At 56.6% G+C, this 15,625-nt stretch carries 17 protein-coding genes and 1 pseudogene; 8 read left to right on the forward strand and 10 right to left on the reverse strand.

The window, feature by feature from the left end; all coding sequences use genetic code 11:
* Positions 1-129: 129 nt before the first annotated feature.
* Positions 130-372: an AbrB/MazE/SpoVT family DNA-binding domain-containing protein gene (locus BQ5353_RS04930; RefSeq protein WP_054331996.1), complete on the forward strand. Its 243-nt coding sequence runs from the start codon at positions 130-132 to the stop codon at positions 370-372.
* Between the two features lie 191 nt (positions 373-563).
* Here the strand turns inward: BQ5353_RS04930 and rplA are convergent, their stop codons facing one another.
* The 5 genes from rplA to rpmG form a co-directional block, all read right to left on the reverse strand.
* Positions 564-1,262: a 50S ribosomal protein L1 gene (gene rplA / locus BQ5353_RS04935; RefSeq protein WP_054331997.1), complete on the reverse strand. Its 699-nt coding sequence runs from the start codon at positions 1,260-1,262 to the stop codon at positions 564-566.
* Between the two features lie 58 nt (positions 1,263-1,320).
* On the reverse strand, positions 1,321-1,746 hold the full coding sequence (gene rplK / locus BQ5353_RS04940; RefSeq protein WP_054331998.1) for a 50S ribosomal protein L11: 426 nt from the start codon (positions 1,744-1,746) through the stop codon (positions 1,321-1,323).
* 153 nt (positions 1,747-1,899) lie between these two features.
* Positions 1,900-2,421 (reverse strand): transcription termination/antitermination protein NusG, encoded by a 522-nt coding sequence (gene nusG, locus BQ5353_RS04945; RefSeq protein WP_054331999.1) that lies wholly within the window; start codon positions 2,419-2,421, stop codon positions 1,900-1,902.
* 64 nt (positions 2,422-2,485) lie between these two features.
* Positions 2,486-2,710, reverse strand: coding sequence for a preprotein translocase subunit SecE (gene secE, locus BQ5353_RS04950; protein ID WP_054332000.1), 225 nt, complete (start codon positions 2,708-2,710; stop codon positions 2,486-2,488).
* 23 nt (positions 2,711-2,733) lie between these two features.
* Positions 2,734-2,883: a 50S ribosomal protein L33 gene (gene rpmG / locus BQ5353_RS04955; RefSeq protein WP_054332001.1), complete on the reverse strand. Its 150-nt coding sequence runs from the start codon at positions 2,881-2,883 to the stop codon at positions 2,734-2,736.
* Positions 2,884-3,227: 344 nt separating this feature from the next.
* Here rpmG and BQ5353_RS04960 point away from each other — a divergent pair, with 344 nt between their 5' ends.
* The 6 genes from BQ5353_RS04960 (at position 3,228) to BQ5353_RS04985 (ending at position 8,946) form a co-directional block, all read left to right on the forward strand.
* Positions 3,228-4,286, forward strand: coding sequence for a D-alanine--D-alanine ligase family protein (locus BQ5353_RS04960; protein ID WP_071427415.1), 1,059 nt, complete (start codon positions 3,228-3,230; stop codon positions 4,284-4,286).
* A gap of 22 nt (positions 4,287-4,308) precedes the next feature.
* Positions 4,309-5,121, forward strand: a complete 813-nt coding sequence (gene murI, locus BQ5353_RS04965) for a glutamate racemase (protein ID WP_071427416.1) — start codon at positions 4,309-4,311, stop codon at positions 5,119-5,121.
* Between the two features lie 74 nt (positions 5,122-5,195).
* A complete protein-coding gene (locus tag BQ5353_RS04970) occupies positions 5,196-5,627 on the forward strand; it encodes a YwiB family protein (protein ID WP_054332003.1) in 432 nt (143 codons plus the stop codon).
* Positions 5,628-7,322 (forward strand): arginine--tRNA ligase, encoded by a 1,695-nt coding sequence (gene argS / locus BQ5353_RS04975; RefSeq protein ID WP_054332004.1) that lies wholly within the window; start codon positions 5,628-5,630, stop codon positions 7,320-7,322.
* A gap of 219 nt (positions 7,323-7,541) precedes the next feature.
* Positions 7,542-8,453 carry a homocysteine S-methyltransferase family protein gene (locus BQ5353_RS04980; protein WP_162273109.1) on the forward strand — a complete coding sequence of 304 codons (912 nt, stop codon included), beginning with the start codon at positions 7,542-7,544 and terminating at the stop codon, positions 8,451-8,453.
* A 28-nt stretch (positions 8,454-8,481) separates the two neighbouring features.
* Positions 8,482-8,946 carry a hypothetical protein gene (locus tag BQ5353_RS04985; RefSeq protein WP_054332006.1) on the forward strand — a complete coding sequence of 155 codons (465 nt, stop codon included), beginning with the start codon at positions 8,482-8,484 and terminating at the stop codon, positions 8,944-8,946.
* A 173-nt stretch (positions 8,947-9,119) separates the two neighbouring features.
* Here BQ5353_RS04985 and BQ5353_RS12530 read toward each other — a convergent pair whose 3' ends face one another.
* The 5 genes from BQ5353_RS12530 to glgB form a co-directional block, all read right to left on the reverse strand.
* The gene (locus tag BQ5353_RS12530; RefSeq protein ID WP_204211281.1) at positions 9,120-9,278 is read right to left on the reverse strand and encodes a (2Fe-2S)-binding protein; all 159 of its coding nucleotides are present in this window, start codon (positions 9,276-9,278) and stop codon (positions 9,120-9,122) included.
* A gap of 21 nt (positions 9,279-9,299) precedes the next feature.
* A complete protein-coding gene (locus BQ5353_RS04990) occupies positions 9,300-10,736 on the reverse strand; it encodes a glycogen synthase (RefSeq protein WP_054332007.1) in 1,437 nt (478 codons plus the stop codon).
* A 12-nt stretch (positions 10,737-10,748) separates the two neighbouring features.
* Positions 10,749-11,870, reverse strand: coding sequence for a glucose-1-phosphate adenylyltransferase subunit GlgD (gene glgD, locus BQ5353_RS04995; protein WP_054332008.1), 1,122 nt, complete (start codon positions 11,868-11,870; stop codon positions 10,749-10,751).
* Position 11,871: 1 nt separating this feature from the next.
* Positions 11,872-13,089, reverse strand: a complete 1,218-nt coding sequence (locus tag BQ5353_RS05000; protein WP_071427418.1) for a glucose-1-phosphate adenylyltransferase — start codon at positions 13,087-13,089, stop codon at positions 11,872-11,874.
* A gap of 85 nt (positions 13,090-13,174) precedes the next feature.
* A complete protein-coding gene (gene glgB / locus BQ5353_RS05005; protein WP_071427419.1) occupies positions 13,175-15,118 on the reverse strand; it encodes a 1,4-alpha-glucan branching protein GlgB in 1,944 nt (647 codons plus the stop codon).
* Positions 15,119-15,495: 377 nt separating this feature from the next.
* Between glgB and BQ5353_RS13285 the strand changes: the two are divergent.
* Positions 15,496-15,625: pseudogene (locus tag BQ5353_RS13285) on the forward strand (double-cubane-cluster-containing anaerobic reductase); the annotation flags it as partial.

The raw sequence follows: 15,625 nt of genomic DNA on the forward strand, positions 1-15,625 counted from the left end.
AAGTATTTGACAATTTTGTAAGAATACGTTATAGTATCCTATGTTGGATGATTCGACAGGATTTGATGTCGAGGAACGTAGAACCCCCCTATTCTTGGACAAAAAATATAGAAAGGTTGGTAAAATCTCATGAAATCAACAGGTATTGTAAGAAGAGTAGATGAATTGGGCCGCATTGTCCTGCCCATTGAGCTGCGCCGTACCTTGGGAATTGATGTAAAAGACGCCCTGGAAATTTTTGTAGATGGAAATCAGATTGTTCTCAACAAATACGAGCCTGCTTGCATCTTCTGCAACAGCGCAAACGATATTGTCAATTTTAAAGGCAAAAACATCTGCCGCCAGTGTCTGAAGGAATTGACCGAGGAATAGCCTTTCCTTTAACGGTATGAAGGAAGCCCTCATTTCATGCGCAATGAAACGGACATAGTACACACTTACAGGCTGCCAGTCCATGGCAGCCTTTTCTTTTTTGTGGGCAAACTCGGCCCCAATTTCGGGATAACGCAAAAAAGCCGCTTTCGTATTGAAAGCGGCTTTTTTATGGTTACAAAGAGATGGATTTACGCGTTTGCAAATCTCGCAGGATTAATCTTTACGCCGGGGCCCATGGTGGTGGCAACAACGCAGGATTTCACATACTGGCCTTTTGCAGCAGCGGGTTTTGCCTTGACGATTGCGCTCATCAGAGTGTCAAAGTTCTCCTGCAGCTTTTCACAGCCGAAGGAAGCTTTGCCGATGGGGCAGTGGATGATGTTGGTCTTGTCCAGGCGGTACTCGATCTTACCGGCTTTTGCCTCGGTGACAGCGCGGGCAACATCGGGGGTAACGGTACCAGCCTTGGGGTTGGGCATCAAGCCGCGGGGGCCGAGCACTTTACCGAGGCGGCCGACAACGCCCATCATGTCAGGGGTTGCGATGACCACATCGAAATCCATCCAGCCTTCGCTCTGGATCTTGTGCATCAGATCCTCACCGCCAACGTACTCAGCGCCGGCGTTCTGAGCGGCAGCAATGTTGTCGCCTTTGGCAAACACCAATACACGGACCTTTTTGCCGGTGCCGTTGGGCAGCACGACAGCGCCGCGGACCTGCTGGTCAGCATGGCGGGAGTCAACGCCCAGGCGGACGTGGACTTCAACGGTCTCATCAAATTTGGCTTTTGCAGTTTTGGTGCAGAGTTCAATGGCCTCTGCGGTATCGTAAAGCTTCAAGCTGTCAAACAGCTTGGCGCTATCCTGATATTTTTTACCGTGTTTCATTGATTATCCTCCTTATGAGTGGTGTATAGCGGATAGTTTTCCTCCCACCCGGGTAGCACTAGTCTACTACTTCAATGCCCATGCTGCGTGCGGTGCCGCAGATCATGCTCATAGCGGTCTCTACGCTAGCAGCATTGAGGTCAGGCATTTTCTGTTCAGCAATTTTGCGGACCTGCTCCTTGGTGATTTTACCGACCTTGGTCTTGTTGGGCACGCCGGAAGCAGTCTCAATGCCGATGGCTTTTTTGATGAGAACCGCCGCAGGGGGTGTCTTGGTGACAAAGGTAAAGGAACGGTCGGCATAAACGGTAATGACAACAGGGATGATCAAGCCCGCATCGTTCTTGGTGCGCTCATTGAACTCTTTGGTGAACGCCATGATGTTAACGCCATGCTGGCCCAGAGCGGGACCAACGGGCGGTGCGGGAGTAGCCTTTCCGGCCGGAATCTGTAGTTTGATGAAACCTACTACTTTTTGAGCCATTGTGTTTTGCACCTCCATAGTTAGTGGTTAAAGTCGGAACGGACCGTATGCCCATCCCTCCCACAGGTCGCACTGGCGACCCATTTTGGTTTGCCGAAGCCGGGTTTGGGCCGCGGCAAAGATTGGCCGAGAAGCCAATCACCTCATAAAAGACTAATCCAGAGCCTGAACCTGGTCCAGCTCAAGCTCAACGGGAACTTCTTTGCCCATCATCGAAACGGTCACGCGCACTGTGCCTTTCTCTGCATCAATGGCATCCACCGCGCCGATAAAGCCATCAAGATAACCATCGATCACCTTGACCGAGTCACCTACCTGGAAGTCAATCTCAATCTGACGGACTTCCACGCCCAGCCGCTGGACCTCTTCCTCCGAAAGGGGGACGGGTTTGGAGCCGGGGCCGACAAAGCCGGTTACGCCGCGGATGTTGCGGACAACATACCATGAATCATCGGTCATAATCATCTTGACAAGGACATAACCGGGGAAAATCTTGCGTTCCACTTCACGTTTTTTGTTGTCCTTAATTTCCGTGACAGTTTCCGTGGGAACCTTGACCTCACAGATCAGATCATGCAGCTTCCGGTTTTCCACTGCATTCTCTATGCTTGTCGCCACTTTATTCTCATAGCCGGAATAGGTGTGGACAACGTACCATCTAGCAGTATCAGACATCTTTACCCCTCCGCGCTTTGTCATTTTTCCTTGTGTGATACAATTTCAAACGCAAAAAGCGACCTTAAAAGAGCAGATTGACGATGGCTGACAGGATCATATCGAACCCGCCAATAAAAAAGGAAGCGATGACCACAGTGACGATGACAACAATGGTGTTGTTGATCACCTGTTTTTTCGCCGGCCAGACAACCTTTTTCAGCTCGCCCTTCATATCGCGGAAGTAGCGGCTGATTCTTGCGGTGATACCCTGCTTAGGACTGGATTTGCCTTTGTTCTCTTCTGACATTGTCCTGTCCCCGCCTTTCACCTTTACTTGGTCTCTCTGTGAAGAGTGTGTTTCCGGCAGAATCTGCAGTATTTGTTCATCTCCAGCCTGTCGGGATCGTTCTTCTTGTTTTTCATTGTGTTGTAATTACGCTGTTTGCACTCGGTACAAGCTAATGTAATTTTAACCCTCATGTTTCGGCACCTCCTGGTTGACGGATTTGTTTTGCCTCCCTCGTAAAGGAACGCTGCGTATTTTGGACATAAAAAAATAACCCTTTTAGAGGTGTACCAAGTATATCACGGATACGTCAAAGAGTCAAGATGAATTTTGGACAAACTTCTAATTTTCAAAAAAATGTATATATTAATAAGGATATCCCCAGGCAAAACCGAAGGATGTTCCAATTGCGGCCTTTTCCTTGGTGTGATAGAATAGAATTGTATTTTTGTAGCATGGCGCCATCCCCCAAATCTTACCAGAATTGACATGTTATCTGCCCGGCCCTGCCGGAATACATAGGAGTGAGGAATTCACCATGAAAAAGATTACCGTTGCCGTCGTGTTCGGCGGCGCCAGCACAGAATATGAGGTCTCCCTGGAGTCCGCAACCTCGGTGCTGCGCAACATTTCCCATGAAACGTTTGACGTCATTATGCTGGGCATCACCAAAGAAGGCCGCTGGCTCCGCTATACCGGCCCTGTGGATCGGATCGCCAAAAATGAGTGGCAGCAGCCCCAATACGTCACCCAGGCCTTCCTCTCCCCCGACCGTTCTGTCCACGGCATTGTGGAAATCCGGGATGGGAATGCCACCGTTGTCCCGGTGGACGTGGTGTTCCCGGTCCTCCACGGCAAAAACGGGGAGGACGGCACCATCCAGGGCCTGTTGGAACTGGCCAGCATCCCCTATGTGGGCTGCAATGTCTGTGCCAGCGCCGTCTGCATGGACAAAGAGATGACCCATACCATTTTGGATTACAACGGCATCCGCACCGCCAAATGGCACGCTATAAAACAGTGGGAGCTCACCGACTTCGACGCCACCGAGGCCATGCTCCGGGAGAAGCTCCACTACCCCATGTTCATCAAGCCCGCCAACGCCGGTTCCTCGGTAGGGGTGAGCAAAGTCACCGATAAAGAGAGCCTCCGCAAGGGGCTGGAAACCGCTCTTCAGGTGGACAGCAAAGCCATCGTGGAGGAGTGCATTATAGGCCAGGAGGTGGAGACCGCCGTCCTGGGCAACCAGGACCCCAAAGCCGCCCTGGTAGGGGAGATTGTCCCGAAAGTGGAGTTTTACGACTACGACGCCAAATACAAAGACGATTCCACCGACCTGTATATCCCTGCCCGCATCAGCGATGAGACCGCCGGCCGAATCAAGGCCATCGCCCTCAAGGCATACAAAGTTTTGGGGTGCATGGGAATGACGCGGGTGGATTTCTTCATCCAAAAGGATGGCACCATCGTCCTAAACGAACCCAACACCATCCCCGGCTTTACCTCCATCAGCATGTATCCCAAGCTGTGGATCGCCGCCGGACTGCCCTATGACCAATTGATCGAAACTTTGATCCGGCTTGCCATCGGGCAGTAACAGCCGCGGAAAGGAGAACCCCATGGACAATCGACCCATTGGCGTGTTTGACTCCGGTGTGGGCGGCCTTTCGGCGGTCCGCCGCCTGGAAAAACTGCTCCCCGGGGAGGATATCGTCTACTTCGGCGACACCGGCCGGATGCCCTATGGCACCCGCAGCCGGGAGACCATCATCGGTTATTCCAAGGAGATCATCGCCTTCCTTCTGGAGAAAGACGTCAAAATGCTGGTGGCCGCCTGTGGCACCATCAGTTCCAACCTGCCCGATTCGGTGGTCAAAGCCCTTCCAGTCCCCTATACCGGAGTGATGCTCCCCGCCGCCCAGGTGGCAGCGGCAACCACCTCCAACGGCCGCATCGGACTCATCGGCACCACTGCCACGGTGCGCAGCGGACTTTTTGGCAAGGCCATCCGCTCCATCCGGCCGGAGACCAAGCTGTTCGGCAAAGCCTGCCCCCTCTTGGTCCCCATGGTAGAGGAGGGCCTTTTGGAAGAGGACAACGAGATTGTCCGCCTCACCCTGGAGATGTACCTCTCCTCCATCAAAAAGGAGAATGTGGACACCCTCATCCTGGGCTGCACCCACTTCTCCCTCCTGTACAACCAGGTGGACCGGGTGATGGAATCCAAGGTCACTCTGGTGGATGCCGCCGGTGCCGCCGCCCAATATGTGCAGAGCTTCCTGACGGAGAGGGACATGCTGGGCGATTCCTCCCGCAAGGGAAAGACCCGGTTCTTTGTCTCCAGCGAGCCGGAGGCCTTCTGTGAAACCGCCCAGAAATTCCTGGGCCGCAGCATATCCGCCGACCTGCGGGTGCAGGTGCTGGGAAAATAACCCCGACGCCCGGTTTCGGGCGCTTACCATCAAAACTGCGCCCTCCCCTAGGCGGGTGCAAGGGGGAAAACACGTTGAAAAAAGATGTGATGATTAAAATTATTGGCCGGCAGTTTGTCGCTGGGGAGGAAGACTCGGTGGAGCTGACCACCACCGGCAGCTATTACCGCCGGAACGGCGATTATTTTATCCGCTATGAGGAGTCGGAGGCCACCGGGTACAAAGGCGCCTACACCACCGTCAAGGTGGATGGGGACGGCTCCCGGGTCACCATGCTCCGCTCCGGCCCCAACCGCTCCCAGCTGATCGTGGAGGACGGTGTCCGCCACCAGTGCTGCTACGACGTGGGCCTCGGCCCCATGATGATCGGCATTTCCGGCGAAGGAGTGGCCTCCACCCTCACCGATGGGGGCGGCGACCTGAAGTTCCGCTACAGCATGGACATAGAAACCGCCGTCGCTTCCGAACATGAAGTATCCATTAACGTCAAGGAGTGTGCAAAATAGATGACCAACTTGGTACAAAGCGCAGAAACACAGATTAAAACCATGGTGGAAGGCGCCTTTGCCGCCGCTATGGAAAAAGGGGCCCTTCCCCAGGGGGAGCTTCCCGCCTACGCCGTGGAGATCCCCGCCGATCCAAACCACGGGGACTTCGCTGTCAACGCGGCCATGGTCTCCGCCCGGGCCTTCCGCCTGCCGCCCCGCAAAATTGCGGAAGCAGTGGCTGGGAACATCTCCTTCGAAGGCACCTATTTTGAGCGGTGCGAGATCGCCGGCCCCGGTTTCATCAACTTCTTCCTGGGCAAAGGCTGGTTTGCAGACGCTGTCGCAGGCGTCTTGGCCGATGGGGACAGCTACGGCCGTTCCGACTTCGGCAAAGGGGAAAAGGTGATGGTGGAGTTTGTCTCCGCCAACCCTACCGGCCCCATGCACATGGGCAACGCCCGGGGCGGCGCCATCGGCGACTGCCTGGCCTCCGCTTTGGATTTTGCAGGCTATGAGGTCTGCCGGGAATTCTATGTCAACGACGCAGGCAACCAGATCGCCAAGTTTGGCAAATCCCTGGAAGCCCGGTACCTCCAGCTTTACAAAGGGGAGGACGCGGTGGAGTTCCCCGAGGACGGCTACCACGGCGACGATATCAAGGAGCGTGCTAAGGAGTATGCCGACCTCCACGGCGACAACCTGCTGGAAGTCTCCAGCGAGGAGCGGCAGCAGGCCCTCATCGATTACGCCCTGCCCCGCAATGTGGACAAGTTGAAATCCGACCTGGAAAAATACCACATCTATTATGATGTGTGGTTTAAAGAATCCACCCTTCACGCGTCTGGCGCAGTCCAGGCGGCGGTGGACCTGCTGGCCTCCAAGGGCCTGACCTATGAAAAGGACGGGGCCATCTGGTACAAAGCCACCGAATTCGGCGGGGAGAAGGATGAGGTCCTAGTCCGGGCCAACGGTTTCCCCACCTATTTTGCAGCGGATATCGCCTATCATTACAACAAGTTTGCCGTCCGCGGGTTTGACCGGGTCATCAACATCTGGGGAGCTGACCACCACGGCCATGTGGCCCGCCTCAAGGGGGCTATGGACGCCATCGGCCTGGATGGCTCCAAGCTGGACATCGTGCTGATGCAGCTGGTCCGGCTGACCAAAAACGGCGAAGTGGTCAAGATGAGCAAGCGCACCGGCAAGGCCATCACCCTGACCGATCTGCTGGAGGATGTGCCGGTGGAGGCCGCCCGCTTCTTCTTCAATATGCGGGAACCCAACTCCACCCTGGATTTTGATCTGGACCTGGCGGTACAGGAGACCTCCCAGAACCCGGTGTACTATGTCCAGTACGCCCACGCCCGCATCTGTTCCATTTTGAAAAACCTGGCTGCCGAGGGGATCAGTCCCCGCTCTGTCACCAAAGAGGAACTGGCCCTCCTCACCACCCCTGAGGAGACCGCTTTGATCCGTCGGGTAGCTCAGCTCCCCAACGAGATCATCTCCGCAGCCAAAAACTACGATCCCGCCCGGCTGACCCACTTTGTCATTGATGTGGCGACCCTGTTCCACAAGTTTTACAACGCCTGCCGGGTCAAAGGGGAGGATGAAGCGCTGATGCAGGCCCGTCTGAGCCTCTGCCTGGCAGTGCGCACCACCTTGAAAAACGTGCTGGCGCTTCTGAAGATCAGCGCGCCGGAATCCATGTAATCTATTCGGATGATAAGGGCCATTTTGCCCGGAAAAGGAGCCAATTCTATGGATAGCACCCCCCGACCGTGTTTGTTTTCCAGCAATCCGTCCCCCAAAAGGGCCCCGGAAACATTTTGGCAGGAACTGGAACCCTCCCTTGCGGCCGGTGCGGCTTATGCCGCCGCCCCTGACCAATGGGCTGCCTCAGGCAGTGATCTCTCCTTGGTGCGCTTCTGTGTGCAACAGGGAAAGGCCCCGGTGATGGGGGTACTTTCCCCCACCGGCCTGGACTGGGAGCCATATGGGGAACTGCCCTTCCTGGAGCTGGTCAACATCTATGCCCACCGGGCCTTTGAACTATTGGAGGCCGGGGTTTCCGCCCTTTGGGTGGAGGGCGCCCTCTCCCTTGGGGAAGCGCGGGCAGCGGTGTTAGGCGCCCGGCAGACCGGCCTGCCCATCCACCTGACCATGGCGGTGGACGCGGACGGGGAAAGCCCCCAGAACGCCGATGTATTGGCTTCCCTAGTCACCCTCCAGGGGTTGGGAATTCAGTCTTTTGGCCTTGCCTTCACCGGCGGGGAAGAAGACCTGTTGGATTTGGTGGAGCATCTCATCCCTCATGCCAGGATTCCCCTGGCCGTATGCCTCCCCCTTCTCGCGCCCGAAGAGTTGGCACGGCTGACCCGGGAATTGTTGTCCCGGGGGGTGTCCCGGCTCTACACTGCCGCCGGAATGGGGAAAGAGGCCCTTCTTCCGCTCACCAGCCTCTTCGCCCAAGCCTTTTCCCTCCCCCCAGCAGAAGAAGAAACCTTGGCCGCCTGTGCCGATCAAACCTTTTTCCTGCGGGAAGACATGGCTTATTCCGACCTGCTGGAGTGCTCGGTGGACATGGCCGACCAGGTGATCTCCGCCGAGGACTCCGGGTGCGAAATCCTGCAGATCCACATTGGAAGCCTGGACGACGCCTACCAATTCGGCCTCAACGCAGACATGATGCGGCTGCCGGTTTCTTTGGTGGCCGATAATGTGGAGGCGCTGGAAACCGCCCTCATCTACTACAACGGCCGGGCCATTATCGACAGCCTGTGCGACTTGGATGAGGAGACTATCTCCACCCTGGCCAAGGGCTACAACGCCCTGGTTCTATAATCCCATTCCGGGAAAGGAACATTCCCCCATGAAAGCTTTCTTCGCGCTGTTGCTGCCCCTTTGCCTGATTGTGGCCGGGTGCAGCCAGAATCCCCCTTCTTTCAGCGCTCCGCCAGCGGATGACGTCTTATCTTTCGCACCGGTGGAGTCCTCATCCCAGGAGGCTTCGCCCGCCTTGCAGCGCGCCCAGGCGGAGAAAGAGAAAATCCTGGCCGCCATCCAGGAGAAAATTGCCCAGTATCAGGCCGGCCAGGTGGTCAACGATCCGCTGGAACCCCGGTTTGAGCCCTTCCCCGAGGGGGAGGCGTATCCCATTGTGGATTCGGTGGAAGATTTTTTCTTGGAGGAAGGGAATGAGATGTTCGGTGCAACTGCCATCCTCCCTTTGCAGCAGCACAACATGTATTTCTACCTGGACTGCTACGCCCAATCGCCTCAAGATGATGGGGTGTGGGATGTCAGCGCCGTAGGTTTCTCCCCCATTCAGCAGTAAAACAACATACAAAAGGGCCGCCCCTTCGGGGCGGCCCTTTTACTGTCCTCTATGGGCAACAGTTTTTTATCCAGACTGCAAACAGACGGGCGGCGCCCGGCCACCCAGTCAAAGCTAGACTATTTCTCTGCCCGGTAATACCGGTCAAAAGCCGCTTTGATGTCTGCGGAACATCACGTCCCCTTGGGATTTTTCACCTTGCAGTCGCAGTGACGCATAGCCCCGGTTACCCGGATCACCTCGGCGACAGTCGATGCGCCGCCGCGGATTGCCTCCCGGATGTCCTCTTCGGTGACCTTGTCACAATAACAGATATAGTTGGGTGCATCCACAGATTTATCCTCCCTTATTTTTCAGCCTTTCAAATTCCTTTCCAGCAGCCGTTCATACAACCGCAGGTACTCCTTTGCGGAGCGGTCCCAGCTGAAATCCTCCTTCATGGCGCGCTGCACCAGTTCCTCCCACTTTTTCTTATCCCGGTAATCCCGCTGGGCGCGGAGCACCGCGTCCATCATGTGGTGGGCATTGTAAGACTGGAAGGTGTACCCATTGCCCCAGCCGCCCCCTAGATCGGTGATAGAGTCCTTGAGGCCGCCGGTCTCCCGGACGATGGGCAGGGTGCCGTACCGCAGGCACTGCATCTGGGCCAGGCCGCATGGCTCGCTTTGGGAGGGCATCAGGAACACGTCCGCCCCCGCGTAAATCCGGCGGGAGAGGGCGGGGACAAACCCACAGTAAAAGGCCACCCGGCCAGGGTAGCGCTGCTGCATCTTCCCGAAGAAACGCTGGTATTCCTCATCCCCGGAACCCAAGATGGCCACCGATACCCCTTGGTTGACCAAGTCTCCCAAAACCCGCTTCACCAGGTCAAGGCCCTTGTGGGCCACCAAGCGGGTCACCATGCCCACCAGCATCCGGTCCGGGTCCACGGTGAGGCCCATCTCCCGCTGGAGCGCCTCTTTGCAGGCCCGCTTGCCAGCTATGGCGTCTTCGGCCCCATAGTGGACCGGGATATCCGGGTCGGCGCTTGGATCATAGGCCCGGTTGTCAATGCCGTTTAAGATGCCAGTTAGCTTGTAGTTATTCTCCCGGATGAGGGGGTCCAAGCCATGGGCATACCAAGGGTCCTGGATCTCATGGGCATAGGTGGGGCTGACGGTGGTGAGAGCATCGCACTGCTCAATGGCGGATTTCATCAGGTTGACGCAGCCATCGTATTCCAAAAGGACCTGGCATTCCCGGGGGACGCCCAGCACATCGCCGGCAAACCCCATGCCATACTGCCCTTGGTACTGGATATTGTGGATGGTGAACACCGTCTTGACCTCCCGCAGCTTTTCCACCCCTTGGTAAAAGAGCTTCCGGTTCAGGATAACCATGGCGGACTGCCAATCGTTGCAGTGAAGGATGTCCGGGGTAAAGTCGATGTGGCAAAGCATTTCCAGCGCCGCTTTGGAGAAAAAGGCGAACCGCTCCCCATCGTCGAAATCCCCATAGACAGAATCCCGCTTAAAATAATACTCGTTGTCCAGCAGGTAGTAGGTCACCCCATCCAGCTGGCACTCGTATACCCCACAGTACTGGCTGCGCCAGGCCAGGGGTACCTGAAATTCGGCGATGCGCCGCATCTTTCTGCGAAAGCCTTCCCCCACCTGCTGGTACAGGGGGAGTACCACCCGGCAGTCTACCCCGGCGCGGCAGAGGGCGGGGGGCAGGGAGCCCGCTACATCCGCCAGGCCGCCGGTTGCCACAAAAGGCCGGGCCTCGCTGGCAATATACAAAATCTTCATAACAAGGCCCCCTTACACAATGCTTCCCTTGGCGATGAACACCGGATAGGTGGCAAAGCCCATCAAAATCCGGCTGTCTTTAATCAGCACATTTTTGTCAGTGATGACATAATCCAGATTGGCCCCTTCGCCGATGGTGCTGCCCTGCATGATGATGGAGTTTTTCACCACCGCATCCTTGCCGATCTTCACCCCCCGGAAGATGATGGAGTTTTCCACCCTTCCTTCTATAACCGCACCGTCAGCCACAAAGCTGTTGCTGGCAGAGGCGGAAAGCCCATACCGGGCAGGGGGTTCGTCCCGCACTTTGGTGTAGATAGGGCGCTCCTTTAAAAAGAGGGCCTTGCGGACATCCTGGCTCAGCAGCTCCATATTGGAGGCATAGAAACTTTTCAGGCTGCACACCTTGCGGGCAAACCCGGTGAACTCATACCCCTGGATATGCAGGGTGCCTACGCTGCCCTGGAGCAGGTCCCGGGAGAAGGAGTACAGGTTCCGGCTGGAAAGATCGCTGACCAGCCGCTCCAACAGGTTTTTCTTCATGACGCAGACATCCAGGTAGGAATTCTGCTCCCCATGGAACTGGTTGCCCAGCCGCACTCCAGTGACCCGCCCGCTTTCATCCAGATCGAGGAGGGCGGTGTCGGGGACAATTTCCCCATTCAAAGTCTCCTTTTGATAAACCACAGTGATGTCCGCCCCGGTCTCCTCATGATAGGCCAGTATCTTTTCATAATCCATGTTGGCGATGAGGCTGCCGTCCGCGATGATCACATATTCCGACAGGGAGTGGCGGATAAAGCTCATGGCGCCGAACAACGCCTCCAGCCGTCCCCGGTAGATGCCGGAGTTGGCGTGGCCAAAGGGGGGGAGAATCCGCAGGCCGCCCCGTTTGCGGGCCAAATCCCAGTCCTTGCCGTTGCCCACATGGTCCATCAGGGACTGGTAGTTGCTCTTGGCGATGATGCCAACATCCTCCACCCCGGAGTTTACCATGTTGGATAAGGTGAAGTCGATGAGCCGGTACCGCCCGCCAAAGGGGACCGAGCCGGTGGTGCGCTTTTCGGTCAGCACGCCCAGCTGTTCATCGTGCACATTGGAGAAGATGATTCCCAGGGTTGCATTCTCTCTCATCTTAGCATTCCTCCCCTGCGATGTCCTGGTCGACCATTGCTTTGGCGGCGACCACTGCGCCGGCACCCACATGGACCCCTTCCGCGATGACCGCAATGCCCCACTGGTCTTTGTCGATGATGTTTTCTGGCCGGACGCCCACCCGGGCCCCCTTGCCGATGACGGCGTTCTCCCCGATGATGGCGTATTCCACCACTGCGCCTTCTTCAATCACTGCGCCGGGCATGACGATGGAATCCCGGACGATCGCCCCTTGCTGCACCGTGACCCCAGCAAACAGCACCGAGAAGTCGATGACGCCCGCCACTTCGCAGCCCTCGGTGATCATCGAATTCTGCACGGTGGCCCCCGGATGGACAAAGTGGGGGGTCATCACCGGGTTGCGGGAGTAGATTTTCCAATCGGCATCGCCCAGCACCAGGGGCACGTTGGGGTTCAGTAGGTCCATATTGGCCTCCCACAGGCTGTCGATGGTGCCGACGTCCTTCCAGTACCCATCAAAGGGGTAGGCCACCATCTTCTGGCCAGCGGCCAGCATCTTGGGGATGATGTTCTTCCCAAAGTCATTGCTGGATTTGGGGTCGGCCTCGTCCTCGGTCAGGTAACGGCGCAGGCACTCCCAGGAGAAGATGTAGACCCCCATGGAGGCCAGGGTGCTCTTGGGCTCTTTGGGCTTCTCTTCAAAATCGTAGATGGTGCCCTCCTCGTCAGCGCTCATAATGCCGAAGCGGCTGGCCTCCTCCAAGGGGACGTCCAGCACTGCTATGGTGCAGTCAGCCCCTTTCTCCTTGTGGACCCGCAGCATTTTGGAGTAATCCATCTTATAGATGTGGTCGCCCGAGAGGATGGCCACATATTCCGGCTGGTACCGGTCGATGAAGTTGATATTCTGGTAAATGGCGTTGGCTGTACCCCGGTACCAATCCGACCCAGAGCTCTTTTGATAAGGGGGCAGCACATGTACCCCCCCGTTGCTCCGGTCCAGGTCCCAGGGCTCCCCGTTGCCCAGATAATCATTGAGCACCAGGGGCTGGTACTGGGTCAGCACCCCCACCGTATCGATGCCAGAGTTGACGCAGTTGGACAGGGGAAAATCAATGATGCGGTATTTGCCGCCAAAAGGAACCGCCGGCTTGGCCAGGTTCCGGGTCAGGGCGTAGAGGCGGCTTCCTTGCCCTCCGGCCAGCAGCATGGCGATCCATTCTTTTTTGCGAAACATGTTGAAACCTCCCCGAGCGATATTGGGATATACATAAAACAAATCCAGGCAGCCGGTTGTTCTCCTTTGCCGGATTGTGGCGAACTTACAGGTTCTCCTCCCGGTCCGGCTTGCGGGCCCGCCGGGCGGCGCGGGGTTTGCGGGGGCTCTCCGCCGCCAGATACAGGGTGGACATCGGCGGGATCGTCAGCTCCACTGATTGATCAAACCCGTGCATGGGGACCTTCTCACAAGGGTAAAGGGGCGGATGGACAACGCCGGTCCCTCCATAGAAGAACTCGTCGGAGTGGAACACCACCCGGTAGCCCTTGGCATCTGGGACACCGATCCGGTACTTCTCCCGCAGAACCGGGGCAAAGTTGCACAGGCAGATCAGTTCCTTCCCCTTTCGGTCGATGCGCCGGAAGACGATGATGTTCTGGGCGTTATCGTCATTGGCGATCCACTGGAACCCCTCCCAGCTGTCATCCACCTGCCAGAGGGCGGCATTCTTTTGATAGAACCGGTTCAGGTCCCGCACATACCGCTGCAATTCCTGGTGGCGCGGGTAGGAGAGCAGGAGCCAATCCAATTCCTTTTTATAATCCCACTCGATGAACTGGCCGAACTCGCTGCCCATAAACAGGAGCTTTTTGCCTGGGTGAGCCATCATATACCCGAGAAAAGCCCGCACCCCGGCGAATTTTTGATCGTATGCCCCCGGCATCCGGCCGATGAGGGAGCCCTTTCCATGGACCACCTCGTCATGGGAGATAGGCAATATGTAGTTTTCACTGAAGGCGTACATCAGGCTGAAGGTCAGCTTGTCGTGGCACCCGGCCCGGAACAAAGGGTCGGTGGAAAGGTAGGAGAGGATGTCGTTCATCCACCCCATATTCCACTTGAGGGTGAAGCCAAGGCCCCCGTCGTAGGGCGGCTTGGTGACCAGCGGCCAGGTGGTGGATTCCTCGGCGATGGTGAGGACATCCGGATGGGCGGAGAGCACCGCGGTGTTCATCCCCCGCAGAAGGGCCACCGCCTCCAGGTTTTCCCGGCCTCCGTGGATGTTGGGGGTCCACTCCTGCCGGCCATAGTCCAGATAGAGCATCGACGCCACCGCATCCACCCGCAGGCCATCCACGTGGTACTCCTCCACCCAGAACATCGCCGAGGAGATGAGGAAGCTTACCACCTCCCTGCGGCCGTAGTCAAACACCCGGGTCCCCCAGCCAGCGTGCTCCTGCTTTTGGGGGTGCCTGTATTCATAGCAGCACTCCCCGTCGAATTCATAGAGGCCGCAGCCGTCTTTGGGGAAGTGGGCGGGAACCCAATCCAGAATCACCCCCAGCCCAGCCTGATGGCATTTATCCACAAAGGCTTTAAACTGCGCCGGGGTGCCATAGCGGGAGGTGGGGGCAAAATATCCAGTCACCTGGTACCCCCAGGAGCCGTCATAGGGGTACTCGGTCACCGGCATCAGTTCCAAGTGGGTGTACCCCATCCCCTTGGCGTAGGGGATCAGCTCCTGGGCCAGCTTTTCGTAATCAAAGGGCTCCCCGTCGGGGTAGCGCCGCCAGGAGCCCAAATGCACCTCATAGATGTTGAGGGGGCTGTGGAGATGATCCTTTTCCCGCCGTGCGGCCAGCCACTTCTCATCCTTCCAGGCATACCCCTCCAGGTCGTAGAACCGGGAAGCGGTGCCAGGCGCGGTCTCGCTGTGGAAGGCGTAGGGGTCCGCCTTCAAAAACTCCCGCCCGTCAGCGGCAGTGATGGCGTATTTATATAAGGCAAAGGGCTCTACGCCGGAGACATACCCTTCCCAAACGCCCCCTTCCCCCACTGGGGACAAGGGGTGCTTGTGGGAATCCCAGCTGTTGAAATCCCCCACCACCGAAACCTGTTGAGCATGGGGGGCCCACACCCGGAACATCGCCCCCTTTCCCCTTCCCCGGCGGGCGGGGTGGGCGCCCAGATACTCCCAGGCGCGGCAGTTGCTTCCCCCGTGAAAATCTGAAAGAGCCTGCCGTTCTTTTTTGCTCCTTGGAGCCATCGCGGCACCTCCTTTTCCTCTTTTTTTAATCATACCAGCTTTTTCCTATTTTTTCAAGAAACACCCATGCAAACATACAGAAAATATAGAGAAAAATTCCATAAAATTTAGTAATATTTACAAATTCTTGACCGTTCCCTTCATTCATCAGCGATTATTATACCTGCCTTCCCATGTCGAAACCACCCACACCCTGCCTAGTATCCCGCCGCTCTTTTTTCTTATTGAAAAAGGCGATGGCTCGGCCCGCAGAATAGATATTTTTTATTTGCTTTTTCCCACTCCCCAACCGTAAACTAATCTTGTTGGCTTATGCCGAAAACCGCCTTTTGGGGGCGGTTTTTCATGGAATTACGATAGAATGGATGGGATACAAGATGGAACTAAAAAAAGAGCTGCCCGAAATCTTTGAAGAATTCGCCGAGGCACGGCGCAACTCCTTCATTAGCGCCAAGAAAGTCAAGGACAACAACATACCGATGATCGGCACCTTCTGTACCTATTTCC

The sequence above is a fragment of the Merdimmobilis hominis genome (genome assembly GCF_900104615.1).
Lineage (GTDB): Bacteria > Bacillota > Clostridia > Oscillospirales > Ruminococcaceae > Merdimmobilis > Merdimmobilis hominis.

Excerpts from the sequence above, each read along its gene's own strand:
- glgB (WP_071427419.1), bottom strand. The coding sequence starts at position 15,118 with ATGGCTCCAAGGAGCAAAAAAGAACGGCAGGCTCTTTCAGATTTTCAC.
- glgD (WP_054332008.1), bottom strand. The coding sequence starts at position 11,870 with ATGAGAGAGAATGCAACCCTGGGAATCATCTTCTCCAATGTGCACGAT.
- BQ5353_RS04960 (WP_071427415.1), top strand. The coding sequence starts at position 3,228 with ATGAAAAAGATTACCGTTGCCGTCGTGTTCGGCGGCGCCAGCACAGAA.
- BQ5353_RS05000 (WP_071427418.1), bottom strand. The coding sequence starts at position 13,089 with ATGTTTCGCAAAAAAGAATGGATCGCCATGCTGCTGGCCGGAGGGCAA.
- nusG (WP_054331999.1), bottom strand. The coding sequence starts at position 2,421 with ATGTCTGATACTGCTAGATGGTACGTTGTCCACACCTATTCCGGCTAT.
- BQ5353_RS04985 (WP_054332006.1), top strand. The coding sequence starts at position 8,482 with ATGAAAGCTTTCTTCGCGCTGTTGCTGCCCCTTTGCCTGATTGTGGCC.
- BQ5353_RS04930 (WP_054331996.1), top strand. The coding sequence starts at position 130 with ATGAAATCAACAGGTATTGTAAGAAGAGTAGATGAATTGGGCCGCATT.
- secE (WP_054332000.1), bottom strand. The coding sequence starts at position 2,710 with ATGTCAGAAGAGAACAAAGGCAAATCCAGTCCTAAGCAGGGTATCACC.
- murI (WP_071427416.1), top strand. The coding sequence starts at position 4,309 with ATGGACAATCGACCCATTGGCGTGTTTGACTCCGGTGTGGGCGGCCTT.
- argS (WP_054332004.1), top strand. The coding sequence starts at position 5,628 with ATGACCAACTTGGTACAAAGCGCAGAAACACAGATTAAAACCATGGTG.
- rpmG (WP_054332001.1), bottom strand. The coding sequence starts at position 2,883 with ATGAGGGTTAAAATTACATTAGCTTGTACCGAGTGCAAACAGCGTAAT.
- BQ5353_RS04990 (WP_054332007.1), bottom strand. The coding sequence starts at position 10,736 with ATGAAGATTTTGTATATTGCCAGCGAGGCCCGGCCTTTTGTGGCAACC.
- rplA (WP_054331997.1), bottom strand. The coding sequence starts at position 1,262 with ATGAAACACGGTAAAAAATATCAGGATAGCGCCAAGCTGTTTGACAGC.
- rplK (WP_054331998.1), bottom strand. The coding sequence starts at position 1,746 with ATGGCTCAAAAAGTAGTAGGTTTCATCAAACTACAGATTCCGGCCGGA.